The 22,634-nt window shown below is 71.6% G+C and carries 22 protein-coding genes; 12 read left to right on the top strand and 10 right to left on the bottom strand.

Translation table 11 applies throughout. The features are described 5' to 3' along the window. The first annotated feature begins 228 nt into the window (after positions 1-228). Entirely contained in the window at positions 229-1,296 is a 1,068-nt protein-coding gene (locus V7793_RS11495; protein ID WP_336005273.1) for a PucR family transcriptional regulator, read from the top strand. Positions 1,297-1,378: 82 nt separating this feature from the next. Here V7793_RS11495 and V7793_RS11490 read toward each other — a convergent pair whose 3' ends face one another. The 3 genes from V7793_RS11490 to V7793_RS11480 all read right to left on the bottom strand — a co-directional run bounded on the left by V7793_RS11490 (position 1,379) and on the right by V7793_RS11480 (position 3,824). Then, complete coding sequence (locus tag V7793_RS11490) at positions 1,379-2,875, bottom strand: SPFH domain-containing protein (protein ID WP_336005270.1); 1,497 nt, start codon at positions 2,873-2,875, stop codon at positions 1,379-1,381. 123 nt (positions 2,876-2,998) lie between these two features. Beyond that, entirely contained in the window at positions 2,999-3,508 is a 510-nt protein-coding gene (locus tag V7793_RS11485; RefSeq protein ID WP_336005268.1) for a hypothetical protein, read from the bottom strand. 115 nt (positions 3,509-3,623) lie between these two features. After that, the gene (locus tag V7793_RS11480; RefSeq protein ID WP_336005266.1) at positions 3,624-3,824 is read right to left on the bottom strand and encodes a hypothetical protein; all 201 of its coding nucleotides are present in this window, start codon (positions 3,822-3,824) and stop codon (positions 3,624-3,626) included. Between V7793_RS11480 and V7793_RS11475 the strand changes: the two genes are divergently transcribed. Next, positions 3,819-4,004 carry a hypothetical protein gene (locus V7793_RS11475; protein WP_336005264.1) on the top strand — a complete coding sequence of 62 codons (186 nt, stop codon included), beginning with the start codon at positions 3,819-3,821 and terminating at the stop codon, positions 4,002-4,004. The two genes, V7793_RS11480 and V7793_RS11475, sit on opposite strands and share 6 nt — an antisense overlap. Positions 4,005-4,234: 230 nt before the next feature. On the opposite strand, the gene V7793_RS11470 is transcribed toward V7793_RS11475, so the two are convergent. Further along, positions 4,235-4,648, bottom strand: a complete 414-nt coding sequence (locus V7793_RS11470; protein WP_336005261.1) for a pyridoxamine 5'-phosphate oxidase family protein — start codon at positions 4,646-4,648, stop codon at positions 4,235-4,237. A gap of 833 nt (positions 4,649-5,481) precedes the next feature. Here V7793_RS11470 and V7793_RS11465 point away from each other — a divergent pair. Next, positions 5,482-5,973, top strand: coding sequence for a hypothetical protein (locus tag V7793_RS11465; RefSeq protein ID WP_336005258.1), 492 nt, complete (start codon positions 5,482-5,484; stop codon positions 5,971-5,973). Between the two features lie 292 nt (positions 5,974-6,265). Continuing rightward, a complete protein-coding gene (locus V7793_RS11460) occupies positions 6,266-7,534 on the top strand; it encodes a protein-glutamine gamma-glutamyltransferase (protein ID WP_336005255.1) in 1,269 nt (422 codons plus the stop codon). Positions 7,535-7,747: 213 nt separating this feature from the next. Here V7793_RS11460 and V7793_RS11455 read toward each other — a convergent pair whose 3' ends face one another. Continuing rightward, positions 7,748-8,389: a TetR/AcrR family transcriptional regulator gene (locus V7793_RS11455; protein ID WP_336005251.1), complete on the bottom strand. Its 642-nt coding sequence runs from the start codon at positions 8,387-8,389 to the stop codon at positions 7,748-7,750. A 207-nt stretch (positions 8,390-8,596) separates the two neighbouring features. Between V7793_RS11455 and V7793_RS11450 the strand changes: the two genes are divergently transcribed. Next, the gene (locus V7793_RS11450) at positions 8,597-9,808 is read left to right on the top strand and encodes an NAD(P)/FAD-dependent oxidoreductase (protein ID WP_336005248.1); all 1,212 of its coding nucleotides are present in this window, start codon (positions 8,597-8,599) and stop codon (positions 9,806-9,808) included. A 41-nt stretch (positions 9,809-9,849) separates the two neighbouring features. Next, positions 9,850-10,746 carry an RNA polymerase sigma-70 factor gene (locus V7793_RS11445; RefSeq protein ID WP_336005247.1) on the top strand — a complete coding sequence of 299 codons (897 nt, stop codon included), beginning with the start codon at positions 9,850-9,852 and terminating at the stop codon, positions 10,744-10,746. Positions 10,747-10,813: 67 nt separating this feature from the next. On the opposite strand, the gene V7793_RS11440 is transcribed toward V7793_RS11445, so the two are convergent. From V7793_RS11440 to V7793_RS11425, 4 genes are all read right to left on the bottom strand, one after another. Next, positions 10,814-11,635 (bottom strand): MBL fold metallo-hydrolase, encoded by an 822-nt coding sequence (locus V7793_RS11440; RefSeq protein WP_336005245.1) that lies wholly within the window; start codon positions 11,633-11,635, stop codon positions 10,814-10,816. Beyond that, positions 11,608-12,279 (bottom strand): pyridoxine/pyridoxamine 5'-phosphate oxidase, encoded by a 672-nt coding sequence (locus V7793_RS11435; RefSeq protein WP_336005242.1) that lies wholly within the window; start codon positions 12,277-12,279, stop codon positions 11,608-11,610. Before V7793_RS11435 ends, V7793_RS11440 begins: the two co-directional genes overlap by 28 nt. Before the next feature lie 29 nt (positions 12,280-12,308). Next, a complete protein-coding gene (locus V7793_RS11430; RefSeq protein WP_336005239.1) occupies positions 12,309-13,475 on the bottom strand; it encodes a nucleotidyltransferase family protein in 1,167 nt (388 codons plus the stop codon). Between the two features lie 138 nt (positions 13,476-13,613). Further along, entirely contained in the window at positions 13,614-15,020 is a 1,407-nt protein-coding gene (locus V7793_RS11425) for an NAD(P)/FAD-dependent oxidoreductase (protein WP_336005237.1), read from the bottom strand. 1,059 nt (positions 15,021-16,079) lie between these two features. On the opposite strand from V7793_RS11425, the gene V7793_RS11420 reads away from it, so the two are divergent. The 6 genes from V7793_RS11420 (at position 16,080) to V7793_RS11395 (ending at position 21,021) form a co-directional block, all read left to right on the top strand. After that, positions 16,080-16,865 (top strand): thymidylate kinase, encoded by a 786-nt coding sequence (locus V7793_RS11420; protein WP_336005233.1) that lies wholly within the window; start codon positions 16,080-16,082, stop codon positions 16,863-16,865. Further along, positions 16,862-17,698 carry an amino acid kinase family protein gene (locus V7793_RS11415; protein ID WP_336005230.1) on the top strand — a complete coding sequence of 279 codons (837 nt, stop codon included), beginning with the start codon at positions 16,862-16,864 and terminating at the stop codon, positions 17,696-17,698. Before V7793_RS11420 ends, V7793_RS11415 begins: the two co-directional genes overlap by 4 nt. A gap of 88 nt (positions 17,699-17,786) precedes the next feature. Continuing rightward, positions 17,787-18,431: a phenazine biosynthesis FMN-dependent oxidase PhzG gene (gene phzG, locus V7793_RS11410; protein WP_336005228.1), complete on the top strand. Its 645-nt coding sequence runs from the start codon at positions 17,787-17,789 to the stop codon at positions 18,429-18,431. Positions 18,432-18,558: 127 nt separating this feature from the next. Next, positions 18,559-18,879 carry an NIPSNAP family protein gene (locus V7793_RS11405; protein WP_336005225.1) on the top strand — a complete coding sequence of 107 codons (321 nt, stop codon included), beginning with the start codon at positions 18,559-18,561 and terminating at the stop codon, positions 18,877-18,879. A 64-nt stretch (positions 18,880-18,943) separates the two neighbouring features. After that, positions 18,944-20,224: a cation:proton antiporter gene (locus V7793_RS11400; RefSeq protein WP_336005222.1), complete on the top strand. Its 1,281-nt coding sequence runs from the start codon at positions 18,944-18,946 to the stop codon at positions 20,222-20,224. A 188-nt stretch (positions 20,225-20,412) separates the two neighbouring features. Then, complete coding sequence (locus V7793_RS11395) at positions 20,413-21,021, top strand: DUF402 domain-containing protein (RefSeq protein ID WP_336005219.1); 609 nt, start codon at positions 20,413-20,415, stop codon at positions 21,019-21,021. Positions 21,022-21,131: 110 nt separating this feature from the next. Here V7793_RS11395 and V7793_RS11390 read toward each other — a convergent pair. Beyond that, on the bottom strand, positions 21,132-22,634 hold a 1,503-nt coding region (locus V7793_RS11390), incomplete at its 5' end, for a condensation domain-containing protein (protein ID WP_336005216.1).

Here is a 22,634-nt window from a genome sequence, read left to right as displayed (position 1 = left end):
CCGGGTAGATGACCGGCAATCAGCCGGGTGAGTTCCTGCGGGCGCTCCGGGCGACCGGGCGGCCGTGCGGCCGGACGACGCCGGGATGCCGAGCCAAGGCGTGCGGAGAGTGGCCGGGCTGCACCACGAGGGGCAATGCCGGCCCGGACCGGGGCGCCGGGCGGCCGGCCGGGCTCGTCGTGCGTGTGCGTAAATGGAAGGCAAGGACGTCAAACCAGGAGAACACGTATGGAAGCGCGGACAGGACCCGAGTCGTACCTGGACGGGTACGAGCAGATCCTGACCGATGCGGCAGGCACGGGCCGCCGACCCGACCGGACGCAGATCGACTCCCGGAGGGCGAGCGGCGAGGAGGCGGCGGAAGCCGGGCTGTCCCTGCGCTCCTGCGTGGCCGCCCACCTCGCGGCCACGCGGCGGCACTGGCCCGTGGGACACACCTCCGCGGCCGGGGCCGACCACGTGCTCGGCGCCGCGGAGCAGGCGATCGACGCGTTCGCGGAAGGCTACGAACGGGCTCAGCGACTGGCGGCACGTCAGGAGGCGGCGGACAGGAGGGAGTTCGTCGACGACCTCCTGCACGGCCGGAGCCACCTCGGGCGTCTGGCGGAGCGGGCCGAGCGGCTCGGGCTGCTGCTCTCGTACGCCTACGCCGTGGCCGTGGCCGAGGGAGCGGAGCCCTACGACGACTTCCATCCGGTGACCCGGCAGGTCGACGCTTCACTGGTCGGCCGGTTCGGCAGCCGGAACATCCTCATCACCACCAAGGACGGCCGGATCATCTGCATCGCCCCCGGCGACCAGACCGATGTGCTGGCCTACTTCGCCGAACAGGCCTGCGCGGCCATCGCCGCCGGCGCCCGGATTGCCGTCGGCAGAGCCAAGGGAGGTGGCGGGGGCGTTGCGCACTCCTACGAGGAGGCCCTGTCCACGCTGGAACTCGCCGCGCGGATGGGCTTCGACGAGCCTGTGCTGAAGGCTTCCGACCTGCTGGTCTTCCCCGTGCTGGCCCGCGACCGCCAGGCGCTGGCGGATCTGGTCCACACGACGCTCGGACCGCTGCGCCAGGCGCGCGGCGGTGCCCTGCCCCTGCTGGAGACGCTGAACGCCTACTTCGACGCGGGGTGCGTATCGGCGGAGGCCGCCCGGACGCTCTCGCTCAGCGTCCGGGCGCTGACCTACCGGCTCCGGCGCATCCACACCCTGACCGGCTGCGATGCGGCCGACCCCGCACAGCGCTACACACTGCAGACTGCCGTCATCGGGGCCCGGCTCCTGGACTGGCCGGCGCAGTCCTGAGCCGACCAGTCCTGAGCCGACCAGTTCTGAGCGAACCGCGGCGGCGCGGGCGCGTGGCCGATCCTGCCACCCTGCCCGGCTGTTACTCCGTGATCGGGATTCTGCCGTTGGACGAGGCCGGGGCGGCCGTCTCCACCTCGTCCGCGGCCTTGGCCCCGGCCCCCGCCCTGGCCCCGGCCTTGTCCGCGGTCAGGCCCCGGAGGAGACGGGGAAGGTCCACGCCCGTGGTGGAGCCGAGGAGCTCCATGCCCTGGGCGACGTTGTCGGCGACGGTGCGGGGCAGCTTGCCGGCGCCGTCGGTGGAGATGACGGTCAGCTTGTCGATGGCGCCGAGCGGTTCGGCCGCCTTGCCGACCACCTGCGGCAGCACCTCGACGAGCATCTGCAGGACGGCGGCGTCGCCGTAACGCTCGAAGGCGTCGGCCTTCTTGTTCATCGCCTCGGCCTCGGCGGCGCCACGGGCGGCGATGGCCGCGGCCTCCGCCTCGCCCTCCTGCCGGACGGCGTCCGCGATGGCCACGCGCCGGGCCCGCTCGGCCTCACCCTGCTTGGCACCCTCGACGGCCACGGCCTCGGCCGCCGCGATCGCCGCCAGGCGCTCGGCCTCCGCCTGCTTGACCCGGGCGACCCGCTTGGCCTCCGCCTCCTGCTCCGCCTCGTACCGCTTGGCGTCGGCGGGCTTGCGCACCTGCGTGTCCAACTGGCGGTCGGTCAGCGCGGCCTGGCGCTCGGCGACCTTCTCCTGCTCGACCAGGATCCGCTGCTGCCGGTCCGCCTCGGCCAGTGGACCGGCGGCATTGGCCTGCGCGGCCGCCGCGTCGGTCTCGGCCTTGATCTCCGCCTGTCGCAGGTACAGGGTCCGCTGCGCGACCGCGATCTCCTCCTCGGCCTTCAGCCGGGCCTGTTCGGCCGCCTGGCGGGCGTTGGCCTCGGCGATGTCGGCCTCCTGCACGGCCCGGGCGGCCTCGGGCCGGCCGAGGTCCTCCAGGTAGGTGCCCTCGGTGGTGATGTCCTGGATCTGGAAGGCGTCGAGGACGAGCCCCTGACCGGACAGGCTGGCCTCGGCCTCCTCCGCGACCTGTCCGGCGAACGCGGCACGGTCACGGATGATGTCCTCCACCGACATGCGGCCGACGATGGACCGCAGTGCTCCCGAGAGCACTTCCTGGGTGAAGCCGACGATTCCGCCCTGCTGCTGGAGGAAGCGCTGCGCCGCGGCGCGGATCGCGTCCTCGGTGCCCCCGACCTTGACGATCGCGACACCCTCCAAGTGGGCCTTGATGCCGCGCAGGGTCACCGCCCCGCGGACGGCGACGGGTATGTGCCGGCTGGACAGGTCGAGCACGTACCGCTGCTGGACGAACGGCACCACGAACACCCCGCCGCCGACCACGACCTTCTGACCGCTGTTGTCGGTGAACACCTGCCCCGTCTGCGGGTCCGTGGACTTCTTCCCGCGCCGGCCGGTGATGATGAACGCCTCACTGGGGCCGGCGACCTTGTAGCGGGTGACGACGACGAGGGCCAGCAGGACGAGGAGTACCACCACTCCTACGACCGCGGTGACGACTGGACTCATGGGGCATCTCCTCTCCTGCCTCCCGCTGGGGACGGCAGGTCGTACTGGCACATCAGGTGGGAAGGGTGAGCGCGCTATGTGCGTACGCGCTGGCGTGCTGGCGTGCGTAGCGGGTGCTGCGCCTCAGTGCTCGACCGCGCGCACGCTCACCGATGTGGACGACGGGGCGGCGGTGACCCACACCTCGGCCCCCCGGCCCAGCGGCGCCCCCGCCGTGGCGGCGTACTTCACCGGCTGCCCGGCCAGGCGGAGCAGCACCTCGCCGTAGCCGTCGGCCGGGATGGAGGTCACCACGGTGCCGGCGACCCCGACAAGGTCGTCCTTCGTGGGAGCGGCCGGGCCGCCGGAGCGCAGGAGGGCCCGGCTGAAGCGATACGTCAGCCAGCCGGCGCCCGTCCCCGCGACGGCGCCCGCGGCAGCCGCCGCTCCCGCCCCGAGTCCGGTGGAACCAAGCACGATCGCCCCCGTGAAACCGAGCATCGAGACGAAGCCCGCGACGACCGGAAGCGACAGCCACCCGTCGAACAATCCGCCCAGGGCACTGTCGAAGGCGCTCTCCAGCACCCCGTCGAACAGCAACGACAGGGCCAGGAGCACGATCCCCCCGATGCCGAGACCAAGAAACAAGCCCATGAGCACCTCACCCGCCTCACTGACAATCCGCTGGACGGCGGCATCGTGTCAGGTAGAGCGGGCGGCACACATTTCCTGGTTCCGGCAATCTTTACGCCTTTTTAACGCCCCTTCTTTACCACAGTCCTGAGACCGCTCCGAGCGCCCTCGCGCCCGCAGGCCCCGCCCCCAGGTCCACCTCGCCGAGGACGCGTCGTCGCCCGACGTCCTCCTCTCCGCGTACGTCCCCGACGACGGACCGGGCATCGACAGCTTCGCCCTCGGCGAGCTCCTCGCCCGCCACCTCTCCGGCGTCACCGAGACCGCGCTCGTGCACTTGGACGTCCGCAGCGCCAACATCCGGCGTGGCGAGGGACGGATCAACGCCCTCCTGGACTGGTCCAACGCCTTGCTCGGCGACGCCACCCTCGCATTCGGCCGACTCACCGGATACGCCCGCTACCCGGAGAACCAACTCGACCCGGAAGCCCTGCGAGCGGGTTACACGCCCCTGTAGCACGAAGACCTCCCGCCCGGCACCGCCCCGGCCAAGCTGGCCCTGGTCTTCCTTTCGGAAGCCCCGGATCCCACGCGAGGCCCGACGGCGGCGGGCCACGCCCGGGAACTGGCGGACACCCTTACGAAGGAACGGTGATCCGGACCGCTACCGGGCCGTCGGCTCGGCACCCCGGACAACCAGCCCGCCGACGGGGCATCGCCGCAGGCCGGAGAGTTTCGTCGGTGCACCTACGGCAGTGAGAGCATGCCGATGGCGCGATGCACGGCTATCTCGATGACGACACGCGCCGGGTCGGGGTTGGGGGTGCGCCCGTAGCGTTGTGCGTAGCGGTCGACTGCGTCCTGGACGACGTCGGGTTCCGTGCGGACTCGGGCCTCGCCTTCGAGGGTCATCCAGCGCGGTCCGATCTTCTGGCTCGCCGAGACCCGTGCTTTTGCCGGTTGCGTCGCCAGGATGTTGGCGACCTTTCGGCTGTGCTTCCTGGTGATGACCCGGGCGATGCGCGTCTCCGGATCGTATGTGACGCCTACTACAACGCTGTGGGGGGATCCATCGGGGCGCAGCGTTGTCAGCGTGGAGAACTCTGGCTCCGTCCAGAAGGCGAGTGTCTCAGGGCTGGGCGCGTGTATGTCGATGGGCATGTGCCGAAGGGTAGTTGGCGGGCGGCCCGCATCTCGGCGACGACACACGACCGTCGTCGGCCACAAATCTCGGACCCTGCGTGCCCTCTTCGACCACGACGCCGAAGGCGACATCAAGTCGACCGTCGCGGCCTACGAAACACCGGGCAACGATCTGTTGCGGCACGCCACAGCCGCGTCCAGGACGCCGATCTCCACACCGATGGAGGTCGTCGGCACCCTGCCGGGCACTCCGGCCACCGCAAATGCCAGGGGCCGCGGCACGTCCGCCGGCATCACCGCGGCCACCGTCGCCGGGGCGACCAGGCCACTGCCCGACACGGGCCGGAAACTCGCTATCGACGGGCGCCGCGCCACGTGGGAGGCTCCCGTCCCCCTTGCCGCCGGCGTTCCGTTCGACGCCTCCGCCCCAGCAGACCAAAGGCCTTCTTCCCACCTGGACCGCCCGGGTGGCCGTGCGGTCCACCGGCCGAGCCGGCTCGCCCGCCGGCGAACCCGAACGGAATCCGGCCGCACGGATCAAGAGGTTCTGCCATGCGAGTTCTGACCGGGCCGGCGTGCAGAGCATGCCGCGACAGGCTCGCTGGAACTCCTACAGCCGGGCGACCGCCGCCGAACAAGGCCCTTCATACCGGTCGGCAACGACGGCATCGACCGCACCGTGGAATTCACGAACACCATCGCACCCCCACGCCGGGCCGGAACTGATACATGGCCAGATACCGCCTTAGTGGGAGATTGGCCGGTTTTAAAGCCATGATGTTGCCGGGAAGTTAACACGGGGACATGATCACTGCTCGTATCCATCTGATCACTCATCCAGGAGCCGAGAAGTGATACGCAGAACCGCTCTCCGCACCCTCACCGCTCTCGCCGTGACCGCGGCCCTCGCCCTCCCCCTCGCCCAGGGAGCCCAGGCGGCCACGCCGGCCACGACCGACCCGGCGGCTGCCGCCACCCCCGCCACGATCAACGCGGGCAACGACAACCCCTTCCGCTGGATGGAACTGGACGGCCTGCGGGCCGACTTCCAGTTCATGTATCCCGCGGGCCACCGTGTGGGCTTCTGGTCCCTGGTCCTGACGGACGACGTCGTGCAGCAGAAGTTCGAGGGCGGCAAGTTCTTCGTCTACGCCCCGGCCACGGGTGAGTTCAGCTTCTTCCTCGACACGGACATCGCCGTGCGCACGGTTGACCACCCGGGCCGGGTCCGCCTGGTCGACACCGCGTTCATGCGCTCCCACCCGCGCGTCGAGGTCCGCTACGGCGACCCGGGCCACCCGGGCCGGGCCCGCGTCGTCGCCTCGGCGACGACGCTGATGTAGCGCGCCACCAGCCCCACCCGACCCAGCCGGCCGGCACACGCCGGGCCGGCGACCGAGCCGCGTCGGCCCGCCCGGGGCGTGGCCACAACGGTCATGACCGGATACGAGCGCGCCGTCACCGCCATCTCCCGCGCTACTGCATCTCCTTCCGCCTCCCGGCGGCGGCCTTTCTGCCGCCGACGCGGCGACGCAGGGCGGCCGCGGCCAAGGCCCTGAGCGGCAGCTCGCCGCAAACCCCTCCATCGGGTCGTGCTCTCGCACACCCGTCTCACGAGACGTCATCACAAGGGAGTTGCTGTCTTTCATGCAAAAACAACGGAGATTCCTCACCCTCGCCACTGCGGGGGCAGTCATATGCACCGCCGGATTCATCCCGTCGGTCAGCCAGGCCGCCGACAGCGGCAACAAGGAAGAGCGGGGCTCCTACGCCGAAACGCACGGTCTGACGGCGGATGACGTCAAGAACATCAACGCACTCAACGAAAGCGCCCTGGCTCCGGGGCAACCGAGCAAGCCTCCGGCGGAGTTTCCTCCGAGCGCCAGTTCGTCCTCCCGGGCCCCCGACTCCACCGACGACAGGGAAACCCCTCCGGCCGAGCCGCTGGAAAGGATGCCTGACGCGTACCGGGCCTACGGAGGCAGGGCCACTACGGTCATCAACAACTACATACGCAAGTGGCAGCAGGTATACAGCCACCGCGACGGCAAGATACAGCAGATGACCGAAGAGCAGCGAGAAAAGCTGTCCTACGGTTGCGTCGGCGTCACCTGGGTCAATTCGGGTCCCTACCCGATGAACAAATTGGCGTTCGCGTCCTTCGACGAGAACAAGTACAGGAACGACCTCAAGAACACCAGCCCCCGACCCGATGAAACGCGGGCAGAGTTCGAGGGTCGCATCGCCAAGGACAGTTTCGACGAGGGGAAGGGCTTCAAGCGGGCGCGTGATGTGGCGTCCATCATGAACAAGGCCCTGGAAAACGCACACGACGAGGGAACGTACATCGACAACCTCAAGACAGAGCTCACGAACAACAACGACGCCCTGCTCCACGAGGACAGCCGCTCGAACTTCTACTCGGCACTGAGGAACACACCGGCTTTCAAAGAAAGAGACGGAGGCAACTACGACCCGTCCAAGATGAAGGCGGTGATCTACTCGAAGCACTTCTGGAGCGGGCAGGACCAGCGGGGCTCCTCCGACAGGAGGAAGTACGGCGATCCGGAAGCCTTCCGCCCCGCTCAGGGTACCGGTCTGGTCGACATGTCGAAGGACCGAAGCATCCCGCGCAGTCCCGCCAAACCCGGCGAAAGTTGGGTCAATTTCGACTACGGCTGGTTCGGGGCTCAAACGGAAGCTGACGCCGACAAGACGATCTGGACCCACGGCGATCACTATCACTCGCCCAACAGCGGCCTGGGCCCCATGCACGTATACGAGAGCAAGTTCCGGAACTGGTCTGCCGGGTACGCGGACTTCGACCGCGGAACCTACATGATCACGTTCATTCCCAAGAGCTGGAACACCGCCCCCGCCAAGGTGAAGCAAGGCTGGCCGTAACAGAATCGCGCAGGAGGGCCGGGTCGCCCGGCCCTCCTGCGTCCAGCCCATGATTCCGTTGCCCTCCGGCCAACGGAATCAGTGGCGGATGTGCGCGGCAGTGAACCTCCGCGCCTCGGCCAGGTACGGCTCGTCCAACGGCCGACCTGCCGCCTGGAGCGACGGGGGCGCAGGGCGGCGCCTGGAGCCGACGAGGGCGCAGGGCGGCGTCGATCAGAGGTTGTCCGCTTCGTGTTCCCTGATCGCCGCCTCCACCAGGGCGCGTGCCGCCCAGGTGATGGCCTCCTCTTCGGCCTCCGGGTCGAGTCCACGGACGTCCCGCAGAGCGATCTGCGCCTCCCAGCCGACCACGATGGTCAGCGCCGAGATCAGGCGCTGGTACGACTCCGGGCTGAGCGTGCCGCGGAGCGGTTCGCAGGCCTGCTCCAGCCATTCGATCCGGCGAGGGCCCCGGCGCGGCCCGGCCGGCTTCTCGGTGCCGCTCACCGGCGGATCGACGGTCAGCCGGATCAGTCGGCGGCCCAGGGGAAGCGACTGCGGTGAGTACTTCAACAGCGTCCTTATGAGGGCGTCCACCCGGCCGGCGGGGTCGCCGGCCAGTGCGGGGTCGTTCAACGCTTCCTCGACGGGGGGCTCGTTGAGCGCGCCGGCGGTCGCGTCGATCAGCAGGTGGTCGAGGCTCGGGAAGTACGTGTAGACCGTGCGCCGCGACACGTCGGCGGCGGCCGCGATCTCGTCGATGGACGGTGTCGCTCCGGCGGCGCTCAGCCGGACCGCCGCGTCGACGATCGCTTTGCGGGTGCGGCGGCGCTGCGCTTCGCGGCCACCGCGGCGGACTGCATCGTCGCTGGTCATCGTGTCCTGTCGCTCCCGGGTCGGGTGGGTCGGCCGGGGATTGACGCCCCCTCAGGGAATAAGTATATCTTCATGCAGTCGTTGCACAGCAGTGCAGTAACTGCACCAGCGTGAGATTTCTGTTGCGCAGGTCACATGGCCGTACCTGTCACAGGCGCCAATTCGCCGGTGTCTTGAGGCCGAACCCCTTGAAGCGGAGGACACACGATGAACGAGAACACCGATGTGGTCGTGATCGGCGGCGGTTACGCCGGAGTCATGGCGGCCAATCGCCTGACGCAGCGCGGTGACGTGACGGTGACACTGATCAACCCGCGCCGCAGCTTCGTGCACCGGATCCGCCTGCACCAGCTGGCGGGCGGGACCCACGACGCGGTCGTCGACTACCGGGAGGTCCTGAGCGAGGGCGTCCGGCTGGTGGTCGACACCGTCACCCGGATCGACGCGGCCGGGCGCGGCGTGGAGCTGGCGTCGGGCGGCAGGGTCGGCTACGACTACCTGATCTACGCGGTGGGCAGTGGCAGCGCCGATCCGCGTGTGCCCGGAGCAGCCGAGTTCGCCTACCCGATCGCCGACCTGGAGGAGGTGCAGCGGCTGCGGCCGGTCCTGGACTCCACGCCCGTGACGGCCGCGGTGACGGTGGTCGGCGCCGGTCCGACCGGTATCGAGACCGCGGCCGAGCTGGCGGAGGCGGGCCGCGCAGTGACCCTGGTGTGCGGCAGGGTCCTCGGCCCGTACCTGCACCCCCGGGGCCGGCGCTCGGTCGCCAGGCGACTGGCCGGGCTCGGGGTCACCGTCATCGACGGCCCCGGCGCGTCGGTGACGGCCGTGACCGCCGATGCCGTCCGGCTCGACGACGGCCGTGAGCTGCCGAGCACGGTGACCATCTGGACGGCCGGTTTCGGGGTGCCGGACCTGGCCGTGCGCAGCGGGCTGAGCACCGACGCGCTGGGCCGTCTGCGCACGGACGAGACGCTGACCAGCGTGGACGACGTACGCATCGTCGCGGCCGGTGACTCGGCGGCACCGTCGGACCTGCCGCTGCGGATGAGCTGCCAGGCCGCGATGCCGATGGGCGCGCGGGCCGCCGACACGGTCCTCAGCCGTATAGCGGGAGAGCAGCCCGAGACCCTCAATCAGTCGTTCGCCGCCCAGTGCATCAGCCTGGGCCGGAACGACGGCATCTTCCAGTTCGCCAAGCGGTCAGACGTCGCGGTGTGGTTCAACATCGACGGCCGCCTGGGGGCGAAGCTCAAGGAGATCGTGTGCACGGGCGTCATCAAGCACATGGCCGACGAGGCGCACAAGCCCGGCGCGTACCGCTTGCACCGTGTCTCGGGAGGCGCCACGCGCCGGCAGCAGTTGCTGCAGGCGGCCAAGCGCAGCGAGGCGCCGGTCCCTGCTGATCAGGCCGCCTAGGTGGTCGATCACGGCCGTCCGCGAACACAAGGATTCAAGGTATGAGCGAGCACACCGCCGACCCGGCGACCGAGACGTTCGTCGCCCATCGCAACCTCCTCTTCACCGTCGCCTACGAGATGCTCGGATCGGCGGCCGACGCCGAAGACGTCCTCCAGGAGACCTGGCTGCGCTGGGTCGAGGTCGACCTGGAGCAGGTGCGCGACCAACGCGCCTACCTCGTCCGGATCACGACCCGTCAGTCGCTCAACCGGCTGCGCACCATGACGCGCCGCAGGGAGGCGTACGTCGGCCCCTGGCTGCCCGAGCCCCTGCTCACCGCGCCGGACGTGGCCGAGGACGTCGACCTCGCCGAGAGCGTGTCGATGGCGATGATGCTCGTCCTCGAAACGCTGTCGCCGACCGAACGCGCCGTCTTCGTGCTGCGCGAGGCCTTCGACGTCGGCTACGACGAGATCGCGGCCGCCGTCGACAAGAGCCCCGCCGCCGTCCGCCAGATCGCCCACCGCGCCCGCAAACACGTCGACGCCCGCCGCCCCCGCCAGTCGGTCTCCCCGGGCAGGGCCCGGGCGGCCCTGGAGGCGTTCCGGCGCGCGCTCGAAACCCGGGACCCGCAGCACCTCCTCGACGTGCTCGCCCCGGAGGTCGTCCTGGTGAGCGACGGCGGCGGCGTCAAGCGGGCTGCCCTGCATCCGGTCATCGGTGCCGACAAGGTGACCCGCTTCTACCTCGGCCGCTCCGCCAAGGCCGGGTTCACGATCGCCTGCGAACCGACCGTGGTCAACGGCAACCCGGCACTCCTCGTACGCCTGGACGGCGAGCTCGACGGCATGATGGCGGTCCGGGTCGAGGACGCCCGCATCACCGGCCTCTACTACGTCCGCAACCCCGAGAAGCTGACCCACCTCGGGCAGGAGACGCCTCTCACCCTGCGATGAACACGGTCCACCGACCGCAGTTCATACGGGGCGGACGCCTCGGACACTCCGCCCTCTCACCCGCGTCTCACAAAGGAACCGGGGCGGGGTCCACGGCGACCTCGTACGTCCGGCCCTCCTCGACGGAGGTCACCGGGCCGCCGAACCCGCCCGACGCGCGGCGGACGGCGTCCTCGGCGGCGAGTCCCGTCGCGAGGTGGGTGAGGAGCAGGGACCGGGCGCCGGCGCGCCGCGCGAGCGCGCCGGCCTCCTCCGGGGTGAGGTGTCTCCTCACGCCCTCGGGCGCGGTCCTGCCGTCGCCCGCCTCGCTCAGCAGCAGGTCCGCACCGGCGCCGAGCTCCTCCAGGGCCAGGCAGGGTGCGCTGTCGCCCGTGTACGCGAGGACGCTCCCGCCGTATTCGACGCGCAGGCCGAATGCCTCCACGTCGTGCTCGACGGCCCGGGTGACGAGCCGGAGCCCGGCGGCGTCGTCCTCCCGGCCGTCCGCGAGCTCGTGGAAGCGGAAGGCCTTGTCCAGGAAGGCGGTGCCCGGTTCGGCGAAGTAGCCGGCCAGCCGCTCCGCGCACCCGCGGGGCGCGTAGACGGGCAGCGGGGCGGTGCGGGTGACGCCGCACAGGCCCAGGGCGTACCAGGCGCCCAGCAGGTCGGCCGCGTGGTCGGCGTGCAGGTGGGAGATCCACACGGCCGACAGCGTCTCCAGGGCGGTGAACCGCTGCAGCGGGGCCAGGGTGCCCGGCCCGGTGTCGACCCAGACGGCCGCCCGGCCACCCTGCACCAGGTAACCCGAGCAGGCCCGGTCGGGCACGGCGTACGGGGCTCCCGCGCCCAGGACGGTCAGCCGCAGCCCGGCGTCCTCCGGTCTCAGGGCCACAGCAGGGACTTGGTCCATCGTTCCTCCTCGCGCCGGTAGGCGAGCCGCGTGTGCTTGCGCTGCCGGTCTCCTTGCCAGAACTCGGCGGTCGTCGGCCGCAGCGTGTACAGGACCCAGGCGGGGTCGACCAGTTCCGGGTCCTGCGCGACGCGCTCGGCGGAGCGCTTGGCCGCCAGGTTCAGCTCCTCCAGGCTCTCCAGTGGCTGACTCTGACGACCCATCAGTGCCTCGGCACGCGAGCCGGGCGACCGGGCGAGGAAGTCGGCGGCGCTGCGCTCGGGCGACTCGGCGACCACCGGGCCGCGCAGCCGTACCTGGCGCGCCAGCCGCACCCAGTGGAAGGTGAGCGCGGCGGCGGGGCGCTCCACCAGCTCCCGCCCCTTGGGGCTCGCACCGTGCACGGCGAACTGCCAGCCGCCGTCCGCGACGTCCTTGAGCAGCAGGACGCGTGCGGAGGGGCCGCCGTCCGCGGCCGTGGTCGACACGGTCATCGCGTGCGGCTCCGGGATGCCCGCGTCGATCGCCGCGCGGAGCCACTCCACGAACAGCACTGTGGGGTCACCGGGTGCGGCTGCAGGGTCGAAGTCCGGCAAGTCACCTGCGAAGACGTCGAGTTGCCGGAGCGTCTCGCGCATCCCACCGGGGGCCGTCGTGTTCTCCATGTCGGGTTTCCTCTCTCGCCGTGGGGCCGTCAGGGCGAGACGTCCCCGTCGCCGGGACCGGCGTCCGGCACGAACAGGCGCGCCGGGAAGGCGACGCTCCAGCGTCGCTCGCGTCCCTCCGTGCTCGTGTACTCCTCAAGGTAGTCCACGTTGCCGGGGCGCAGCGCGTGCAGCACCTCGGCGGGGACGGCGGCCGGGTACAGCACGCTCGTGAAGTGCAGTGCGTGGTAAGCGATATGGGAGGCGCCGACGTCCTGCACGAGGTCCGTGAACTCCCGCCAGGTGGTCGCGGTGAAGCGCCCGGCGACGAGGGCGGCGTCCAGGATCTTGCCGATGGGGAGGCCGAGGGGCGCACCGGTGCCGCGGGGTGCGGTCGCCTTCTCGTACAGCAGGGTGCAGAGGTCGAGGAGGCCGTCCGCCCGGCCGAGGACGGAGGTCTCCGTCCCGCACACGGATTCCGGTGTGCGGCGGGCGAGGACGGTCGTGGCGGGCAGCGAGAGTCCGGTGCGGCGTTCGAAGACGTCGTGATAGACGTCGACGTGGAATTCCGGCACGCTCGGCCGGCTGCCGGGCTTGAGGAATGTCAGCTGGAGAGCCTCGGAGGAATCCACGGAATGGTCCCCGGATTCCGTGTGGTTCGCCCCGTCCGCGCTCTCGGATTGTCCTTCCCGGGCATATCCCAGACGCTCCAGGACGCGCTGGGCCCTGGGGACGTCGGCGGGGGCGAGGAAGAGGTCGAGATCACCGATGACCCGCACGCCGGTGTCGTGATAGACGGAATTCACCAGCGAGAATCCGCGGCGTACGGCGTGCGGAACGCCGTCGGTTGACAGTTCTCGCAGGACGTGTCCGAATTCGTCGGAGAGCACCAGGTTCCGGCTGCGGTTGCCGAGCAGGGAATTGGTGAAGAGCCAGGGTTCGAAGACGACGGCGCCGTCGCCGCCGTCCCGTTCCCAGCCGTAGCGGTCGACGTGCCGCCCGAGCAGGGGCATCAGCCGGTGGCGGGCGGCCTCGCGGAGCAGGGCGCCTTGGTCCAGGTCGGGCCGGCTCAGCAGGGTGCGGGCCTCGGCCCGCCGCGCGGGGTCGGGGGCGGGCACCGCGAGGAGCAGCAGCAGGCGGGCGTGCGGGGGGAGGTCCGCGGCCGCGGCGGCGAGGCCGCCACCGGGGTGTGCGGGGTCGTTCGTGGTGCTCTTCATACGTGTTCTCGCGTCGCCGTTCCGTGAGGCGGGGTGGGGTGCGCGCCGGCCGGGGCCCTCCGGGGGCATCGGTTTTCCGGAGGACCCCGGACGGCGTGGCGGTCCGGGAACGGGTCCCGGACCGCCGGTCGGGGGAGGTCAGGCCGTCCGGTGCAGGCCCAGCTCCGGTTCGAGCGTCATGTAGAGGCCGCCGATGGCGTTCTCCGGCGACTCGGGGAGCTTCTCCTTGTGGGTGTTGTGGTTGGAGATCGGGGCGGGCGAGCCGCCCTCGTCGCCGCGGAGCTTCGCGGCGAGCCGCTCGTAGGCGCCCTCGGTGGTGACGTCGACGAGGTCCTCGGTGCCGGCGATGATGTTGAGGAACGCGTCGTGCAGGCGCAGGCCCTTGCGGTCCTCGCGGGTGAGCGTCTGGGCCTTGTAGAAGTGGCTCTCCTTGCCCCGGTAGCTCTCGTAGAAGACGGAGACCAGGAGCAGGAGGCGCTCGTAGGCCTGGCGGTAGGCCGTCTGGAAGAACGCCTGGCACTCCTCCTCGGGGATCTCGCCCTGCAGGATCGCGGAGATGGTGGCGGCGGCGATCATGCCGCTGAAGGTGGCCAGGTGCACGCCGGTGGACAGCAGCGGGTCGAGGAAGCAGGCCGCGTCGCCGATGAGGAAGTAGCCGGGGCCCGTGAAGGAGTCGGCGACGTAGGAGTAGTCGGTCTCGCTCTTGACCTCGGAGACGAGCTCGGCCGGCTTGACGAGCGCGGCGAGCTGCGGGCAGGACTCGATGGCGTCCATGTAGACGGCCTCGCGGCCGCCGAGGCGCTTGTGGTCGGCCTGGTAGCCGTCCTTGCCGGTGACCAGGCCGATGCTCAGGGTGCCGTCGTGCAGCGGGATGGCCCACAGCCAGCCGTTGTCCCGGCTGAAGACGGCGATGGCGCCCTCGGGGCCGAGGTCGAGGGGCGGGGTGTCCTTCCAGTAGCCCCACACGGCGATGTTGCGGAAGACGTCGTGGAAGCGGCGGTCCTTGATCTGGCGGTTGCCGAGGACGCCGTTGCGCCCGGAGGCGTCCACGACGATGTCGAAGGAGACGGTGCCGGTCTCGGAGTCGTCACCGGTGCGGAACCAGGTCGCGGAGGAGGCGCGGCCGTTCTCGAAGTGCACCTCCTTGACGCTGACGCCCTCGTGCACCTCGACGCCTTCGGACTTGGCGTGCTCCAGGAGGATCTGGTCGAACTCGGAGCGGATGACCTGCCAGCTGTGGTTGTCCTCGCCCGGGAGGTGGCTGAAGGGGAGGTCCCACTCCTCGTCGCCCCAGGCGTAGTAGGAACCGTTCTTGCGCATGAAGCCGTGGGCCTCGACCTTGTCCTTGACGCCGAGGACCTCCATGGCCCGGAAGCAGGATATCGACAGGGACTCGCCGATGTGGTAGCGCGGGAAGTGCTCGCGTTCCAGCAGCGTGACCTTGTACCCGCGCTTGCTCAGCAGGGTGGAGACCGTCGCGCCGGCGGGGCCGCCGCCGATGACGAGGACCTGGCAGTCCGCGATTTCGCCCGCCTTCTTGGCCATGAGAATGCAGCCTTCCTTAAGGGTTGTGCGCAGAAGAGATGTTCAGTGGACGCCGGATGCCGTGGAGGGGCATCCGGCCGGTAGCAGCGGCAATCACCGTGGTGTCGGCGCGGGTCCCGCCGCAGAAGGCGGGCCGCATGTGCCGCAAGCGCCTCACCCAGGGGGCGGGCATCGGCGTCGTCCGCGGACGACGCGGGTCGTTCGGGGGTGTCCACGACCCCGGACCGCATTCCTCGCTGCTGCTCGCCGGGCCGGACCGGACAGCGCCGGTCTATTCCGGGGAGTACCGGTCCGACCGGGCCGGTACGAAGAACTTGCCTCAGCGAGAGGATCACGTCAAGAGACGATGATCACGATCGGCCGGGCTACCGGCAACTCCGGGAACCATACATGGGGTTCAGCCGGGGACACGACTCCCGGAAATTCCGGGGGCCAACAAGTTTCATACGGCATTTGCATAAGTGGAAAGGGGGCGCGCGAGAGGCTGCCCCGGCACTCGGACCGCCCCTCGCGGTCACCGCCGGCTCTTGATCATCACGGACTGCTGACCTAGGGTTACTGATCTACCGATAAGCCCGGGACCACGACGAACGAGGGGGAGAACTTCGACGTGTCCGCGCCCAATCGTCCGAACTGAACCCCGAACCACCGCTGCTGACCGGAACGCGTCTCACCGCAGGACACCGCCCGCCGTCGCGGGCGGGGCATCGCACGGCCTCCCGTCCTTCCGGTGATCGTCAACCGGTCCCGCAGTCAACGCTTTTCCTCACCGGCCCCTTGTCCGGGGCGCATCGTCGTCCACACGCTGCCGCAGCACGACCCGCATCCGTGGAGCACCACGGGAGAGCCCTCATGGCCCGGGCGCGCGAGCAGCGCCCCGCCCTCCGGCACATCCGGACGGCGGCACGTCCCGACCGGACACCGTCGTCCGGGCCGGCGCGACGACCCCTGCCCTCCGGGGATGTATTCCGGCACTGCCCTGCGTGCACCCCACCCGCACCTTTCACAGGCTTTCCCTTTTCCTGATGAAGCCTCAATAAGACGCAATTCACAGGGCTGTTGACGCACACGCGCGACGGACGCATCAGCCGTGCCCACGGTGCGGCGGCGGCCGGCTGCCCGCGCAGCTACCAGGAGCACTACATGATCTTCACTCTCGTCGGCGCCGACGGAGCCGGGAAATCCACCGTCTCGCGGACGGTCACCGAGCGCCTGCGGGCCTCGGGCTTGCCCGTCGACCGCGTCGACCGGTGGGACATCGTCGACAACCCCGCCTACCCCGCAGCCCGTTTCATGCGCCCCGACGTCCCCGACGCACGGCAGTGCGTCGCCGAGATGCCCGAGGGCCCGCGCTTCCTCTTCCTCATGTGGTCCATCGGCATGGCGCTGGAGGGCCGTGTCCCGGGCCCCGGTGACGCCGGCGGGCCCACCCCCGCCGGCCGCGTGACCCTGCTCGACGGCTACTGGATGAAGCACGCCGCGAGCGAGATCGTCTACGGCCTCGACCGGACGTGGGTGGAGGCCGTCGTGGCCGGGCTGCCGCCCGCCGGGACCGTGGCCTACCTCCGGGCGGACCCCGAAGCCGCCTGGGAGCGCAAGGCAGGCCGGGACGTCCTGCCCTACGAGTGCGGTATGGACCCGTCCTGCTCCCGGGAGAGCTTCCTCGCCCACCAGCGGAGTGTGCTCGCCCTCCTCGACACCTGGGCCGACCGCTTCGGATGGCTCACGCTCGACGCATCCGCGCCCCTTCAGGACGTCACCGCCCGCGTCTCCTCGCTCGTCCTCGACACCACCGGCGGCACCCTCCAAGGCGCCCCCGCCACGCCCGGGACGGTGGCCCGGTGACGGCCGCCGCGCAGGAGATCGCCCCGGGCGAGCCGCGCACCGTCGTGATCAAGGTGGGCGGGAGCCTCGTCTCCGACAAGCGCAGCGACGACCACATCGACCACGACGCCCTGCGCGACTACGCGGCCCTCGTCGCCGCCCTCGCCACGGCCCGCCCGGGCCGCGTCGTCTTCGTCGCCGGCGGCGGGGCCCTCGGGCACGGCGCCGTGCGGACCACGGACGTACCGGGCCCCCACGCGCTCCTGCCGCTCACGCAGGCCACGTTCCGCGTCAAGTGGGCCTGGGCGCAGGCCCTGTGCGCGGCCGGTGTCAGGGCGATGCCCCTGCAGGTCGCAGCCCTGGCCCGCGAGGACGCCGGCGGCGTCCGCACCCAGACGGCGGTCCCGGCCCAGCTGCTCCGCTCCGGCATCCTCCCCGTGCTCTCCGGCGACTGCATCGTCACCGCCGACGGGTCGCTGCGCATCATGGGCAGCGACGAGGTACCGGGGGTCATGGTCGCCGAAGACTTCGCCCCAGTGCGGGTCGTGACGCTCACCGACGTGCCGGGCATCCTCACCGGCACCGGCCACGACAGCCCGGTGCTGCGCCACGTGGACCCCGACGAGGCCGAACCGGCCGGCGCGTTCTTCTGGCCGACCGCCTCCTGGGACACCAGCGACGCGATGCGCGGCAAGGTGCGGGCGCTCGCCGGACACGCCCGCCGCGGCGCGGAATGCGTCATTACGCAAGGAGATCGCCGGGCCCGTAGCCTGATGCACCTGTTCAGCCCGATGGAGTGCTGGCCGGATGACGTGCCGCACACCCTCATATCCCGTATTCCCGCGGTGATCTGAGGCGCGCGGAGCTCCGGTCCCGGGATGACGGCCCGTCATGAGGCCACCCCACGCGGTGCTGCCGACCACCCGAAGGAGAACGACGAAGATGAGCGAGAACGTGCAGACCCTCAGCGGGGACTCCTCCCTGCACCTGCGTGAGTTCGACGCCCCGCCCGCCGACCCCATGGCCCTGCTGCGCGAATGGCTGGACGAGGCGCTGCGCCGCGAGGTGCGGGAGCCCTTCGCCGCGGTGCTGGCCACCGCCGACGAGGAGGGCCGGCCGTCGACGCGGGTCCTGCTCGTGAAGGACCTCGACGACCGCGGCCTGGTCTTCACCAGCTTCAAGGGCAGCCGCAAGGGCCGGGACCTCGCGGCTCGTCCGGCGGCGTCCATGACGTTCTACTGGCGCGAGACGCTCCAGCAGATCACCCTGTCCGGAACGGTCGAGGAGCTCACCGCCGAGGAGTCCGACGACCTGTTCGCGCGGCGCCCGCTCGCCGCGCAGGCGACCACCGCCGTGTCGCGGCAGAGCCGGCCGCTCGTCGACGAGGCGGAGCTGCGCGCCCGCGCCCGGGAGCTCGTGGAGTCCGGCGGCCCCGTGCCGCGGCCCACCGAGTGGACCGGCTACCGGCTCGTCCCGGAGACCGTCGAGTTCTGGTACGGCAGCCCCGACCGCCTGCACCGCCGTCTCGCCTACGAGCGCCCGGACCAGCAGACGCAGGCCTGGACGCACCGGCGCCTGCAGCCCTGACCGGGCCGGGGCGGCGGCGTTCCGCGGGATCCGCCGCCCCTCCCCCGCGGCCGGCCGACGCCGGCCGCCACCCCGCCGACGGGGACGCCGCCGCGCGTCCCCGTCCCCACATCCCCCAGGGAGCACCGTGTTCTACGAGATCCGCCGCTACCAGACCCGGCCCGGCCGCCGCGACGCGTGGGTGCGGTACATGGAAGAGGTCAACATTCCGTTCCAGCAGTCCCTGGGCATGGACATCACCGCCTCGTTCACCGACGAGGAGGACCCCGACGGGTACGTGTGGGTCCGGCGCTTCGCGAGCGAGGAGCAGCGCCGGGAGCTCTACGCCGCGGTGTACGACAGCGAGCGCTGGCAGCGCGACATGCGTCCGGTCGTCGAGCAACTGCTGCTCATGGACCGCACCGTGGTGACCCGCGTCCGGCCCACCCCGGCCTCCGGCCTGCGCTGACTCCGGCCCGCGCGGCTGCGCGCCCACCCTCCTGCCCGTCGATCCGCACCATGGAGACGTCTCCGTGTCTGGCACCACCCTCACCGCCTTCTTCCTCCTCGTCGCGGCCGCGATGGGAACGGCCAGGTTCCTCGGGGCCGTGGCCCGCAGGCTGGGACAGCCCCCGCTCGTCGGGGAGATCGTCGCCGGCCTGCTCGCGAGCCCCACCCTGCTGGCGCCCCTGGGGGCCGGCCCCCTCATACCCGCCGGGGTCCGGCCCCCGCTGACCGCCCTCGCCGACGTGGGCCTGGCCGCCCTCATGTTCGTCATCGGCTACGAGCTGGACGCCTCCTCCCTGCGCGGGCGGCAGAGGTCCGTGCTCGGCCTGACCGCCGGCTCCATCCTGCTGCCGCTCGCCGGGGGCGCCGCCCTGGCCGTCCCGCTGGCCGGCAACTACGCGGCCGGTGACCGGACGGTCTTCGTGGTCTTCGTGGGCGTCGCCCTCTCGATCACGGCCTTCCCCGTCCTCGCGCGTATCCTCGCCGACCGCGGGCTCACCTCGAAGCCGCTCGGCACCCTCACCCTGACGTCGGCGTCCATCGGCGACCTGATCGCCTGGCTGTGCCTGGCCGCCGTGGCCGCCTGGGCGGGCTCGTCGGGGCAGTGGCGGATCGTCCTGCTCCCCGGCTACCTGCTGCTGCTCCAGTTCGCCGTCCGCCCCCTGCTGGCTGCGGCGGTTCGCCGGGCCGCCCGCCGCAACCTATCCGGCGCGCACCTCCTGCCCGTGTTCCTCGTGGGCCTCATGTGCTCCTGCGCGGCCACCGAATGGCTCGGCGTCCACTTCGTCTTCGGAGCCTTCGCCCTCGGCGCGGTGGCGCCGCGCAAGGGGCCCGGTGGGCTCCTCACCCAGGTCGAACAGGGCATGGGCCAGGTCGGCCACCTGCTGCTGCCGCTCTACTTCTTCCTCGCCGGGACCGCCGTCGACCTCTCCGGCTTCGGCACGGGCGACGTGCTGGCCCTGGCCGCGGTCGTGGGCACGGCGGTGGTCACCAAGGTGGCCGGTGCGTACGCCGGTGCGCGCTGCTCCGGGCTGCCCCACGGCACGGCGCTTCCCGCGGCCGTGCTGATGAACACCCGCGGGCTCACGGAGATCGTCATCGCGGCGGCCGCCCTCGACCTGCACATCATCGACCGGGACTTCTACTCCATCATGGTGGTCATGGCCCTGGTCACGACGGCCATGACGGGGCCGCTGCTCACCCTGCTCGGCGTGCCGGCGCGCACCGGGGCGGAGGACGCCACGGCCCCCGCGCGGCCGCCGGCGGGCACGGCCGGAAGGCCGGGGCTCGTGCTCGACAAGAGCTGAGACCTGCGTGCGGGGGGCGGCACCGGCCCGATCGGGACCGCCCCCCGCACGAAGTGCGGCCCCCGGGAGACTCCCGGAGGCCGTGCGGGGCGTGAACCCGCCCCGGAGCGTGCTGCCCCGCCCTGCCCGGCGGGGTGGCTGCGCGTGCACCACGACCGTCACGACGTACGAAGGACAGACCAGTTCCCATGAGCCGTTTGTTCAGCCCCGGTGAAGTCATCGTCCGGCGAGAGATCCTCGACGGGCGCGAGTGGATCGTCTACCCCGTACAGGTGGCCGCGGACGACGGCGTCACCCTGGCCGCGTACCTGCACCGCGGGACCCGGCTCACGTTCGGCGGCGGCGAGTTCCGCTGGGGCGTCCACCCGTGGGCGGCCTTCGACCCCCACTGGCAGTCGGACGGCGTGCTGCAGCTGCAGCGCACCGGTGACGCCTACTCCGTCTGGGCCCGCTGGTCGGACGGGGCGTTCGAGGGCTGGTACGTCAACTTCCAGGAACCGCTGCGGCGCACCGGGCGGGGCTACGACACCCTCGACCAGGAACTGGACCTCTGGATACCCGGGGACGGCTCCCCGTACCGCTGGAAGGACGTCGACGAGTTCGAGGAGCGCGAGCGCAGTGGCGGGTTCACGAGGGAGGAGGCCGCGGGGGTGCGGGCGGCGGCCCGGGAGGTCGAGGCGCTGATCGCGTCCGGCGACTGCTGGTGGGAGGCGTGGCGGGACTGGACGCCGCCCGTGGAATGGGATGTGCCGGCCCCCGTGGCCCTGGAGGGCGCGGAGGCCGGCACGGCGGCCTAGGAATCCGCGGATTCCGTGCTGTTGCCGATGGCACGGCGACGGCCCCGGGGTGCTCCCGGGGCCGTCGTCATGCCGGGTGCGGCCCGTTGCCCGCGGGCCGCCGGGCGGAGTCAGCGGGACGCGGGCACGACGGCCTCCGTGAGCCGGGCGATCGCGTCGGCGCAGGCGTCGGCGAGGGCCTCCGCGGTGCCGGGCGCGAAGGCGGGCGCGGCGATCCGCCAGTCGAAGGCGACCTTCCCGTCCTCGAGGGTGACGCGCAGCTCGATGGGCCGGAACGGTTCTTTCAGCGGCGATTTGGGGCAGCCCTGACGCGTGGTGACGGGGGTGAAGGAGTCCATGGGCGGCAGGTCCTTCAGGCCGCGCCCCAGGTAGTGCAGGAAGACCTGGGGGCGGGGCAGCGCGGCCATCCGCGCGCGGACCTCCGGGTCGGGGCTGCTGTGGCGCAGGGGCCCCCAGGTCTCCTCGAAGGAGCGCAGCCGGTGGATCTGCGCGCGCAGGGAGGCGAGCCGGCCGAGGGGCCCGGCGCCGGGCGTGGCGGTCAGGACGTGCGGGACGACCTCGGCGAGCCAGCCCACCGTGGAGCTGGGGTCGCCCGCGGTGCCGCGTGGCCAGCGGCCGTGGCGGAAGAGGTCGATGGCGACGGTGGGGCTGCTGCCGCGGGCCGCGAGCCCCTCGGCGATGCCCGCGAGGATCAGTTCCTCGGTGGTGACGGGCGCGTGACGGGCCACGGACAGGACCCGCTCGGCCAGGTCCGGGTCCAGGGACAGGTCGGTGCGGCGCAGGTCGGCCTGGACGAGCCCGGTGACCGGTCCCGTGGTGGGCACCTCGCCGATCTCGGACCAGGGCAGCGCGAGCCACTCCCGCTCCGCCTGCCGGGCGGCCGCGGTCCGGGAGAACGCGGTCAGCTCGGCGGAGTGCCGCAGGGCGGACACCGGCGGCCGGTCGAGGGCGTCCGGGCCGTGGGTGTAGAGCCGGTCCAGGTCCTGGGTGATGATCTGCATGCTCAAGCCGTCCACGACGAGGTGGTGGAAGGCGAGCAGCAGTACGTCGCGGGGGCCGCCGCGGAACAGAGCCGCCAGGGAGACGGGCCCCTCGGCGAGGTCCACGCGCGCGTAGAGGCCGTCCAGGGCCGCGACGAACCCCTCGTCCTCCGGGCCGAGGTCGAAGTCGAGGAGCGGGAACGCCGAGTGCACGGCGCGCACGGTGTCGCCGTCGAAGCGGGACATCAGGCCGGGGTGACGGCGTGCCAGGGCGTCCAGGGCTCTCTGGAGCCGGTCCCGGTCGACGCGCTCCGCGGCCTCCAGGGTGAGCGGCTCGACGAAGTGCGCCCGGTGGGGCAGGTCGATCGCGAGGAACCAGCCCTGGGAGGGGAGGATCCGCACCTCCTCCGGCTCGTCCGGCGCGGCCTCCTCCGGGGCGGCCGTGGCGAGGTGCCCGGCGAGCGCGGCGACGGTCGGCCGTTCGGTGAGGTCGCGCACGGTCAGGGCGAGGCCCGCCGACCGCGCGCGGGTGACGATCCGGAGGGCCGAGAGGCTGTCACCACCCATGTCGAAGAAGGCATCGGTGTCGCGGAGGTCGCTGCGCCCGAGCACGTCGCCGAAGACCTCGCGGAG

The organism is Streptomyces sp. KLMMK (assembly GCF_036961605.1).
Classification (GTDB): domain Bacteria; phylum Actinomycetota; class Actinomycetes; order Streptomycetales; family Streptomycetaceae; genus Streptomyces; species Streptomyces telluris.
This window is presented reverse-complemented; position numbering and strand designations above follow the sequence as displayed.

Coding starts and splice junctions, on each gene's coding strand:
- V7793_RS11435 (WP_336005242.1), bottom strand. CDS start 12,279: ATGGAGAACACGACGGCCCCCGGTGGGATGCGCGAGACGCTCCGGCAA.
- V7793_RS11495 (WP_336005273.1), top strand. CDS start 229: ATGGAAGCGCGGACAGGACCCGAGTCGTACCTGGACGGGTACGAGCAG.
- V7793_RS11425 (WP_336005237.1), bottom strand. CDS start 15,020: ATGGCCAAGAAGGCGGGCGAAATCGCGGACTGCCAGGTCCTCGTCATC.
- V7793_RS11445 (WP_336005247.1), top strand. CDS start 9,850: ATGAGCGAGCACACCGCCGACCCGGCGACCGAGACGTTCGTCGCCCAT.
- V7793_RS11395 (WP_336005219.1), top strand. CDS start 20,413: ATGAGCCGTTTGTTCAGCCCCGGTGAAGTCATCGTCCGGCGAGAGATC.
- V7793_RS11490 (WP_336005270.1), bottom strand. CDS start 2,875: ATGAGTCCAGTCGTCACCGCGGTCGTAGGAGTGGTGGTACTCCTCGTC.
- V7793_RS11455 (WP_336005251.1), bottom strand. CDS start 8,389: ATGACCAGCGACGATGCAGTCCGCCGCGGTGGCCGCGAAGCGCAGCGC.
- V7793_RS11430 (WP_336005239.1), bottom strand. CDS start 13,475: ATGAAGAGCACCACGAACGACCCCGCACACCCCGGTGGCGGCCTCGCC.
- V7793_RS11485 (WP_336005268.1), bottom strand. CDS start 3,508: ATGGGCTTGTTTCTTGGTCTCGGCATCGGGGGGATCGTGCTCCTGGCC.
- V7793_RS11470 (WP_336005261.1), bottom strand. CDS start 4,648: ATGCCCATCGACATACACGCGCCCAGCCCTGAGACACTCGCCTTCTGG.
- phzG (WP_336005228.1), top strand. CDS start 17,787: ATGAGCGAGAACGTGCAGACCCTCAGCGGGGACTCCTCCCTGCACCTG.
- V7793_RS11440 (WP_336005245.1), bottom strand. CDS start 11,635: ATGGACCAAGTCCCTGCTGTGGCCCTGAGACCGGAGGACGCCGGGCTG.
- V7793_RS11450 (WP_336005248.1), top strand. CDS start 8,597: ATGAACGAGAACACCGATGTGGTCGTGATCGGCGGCGGTTACGCCGGA.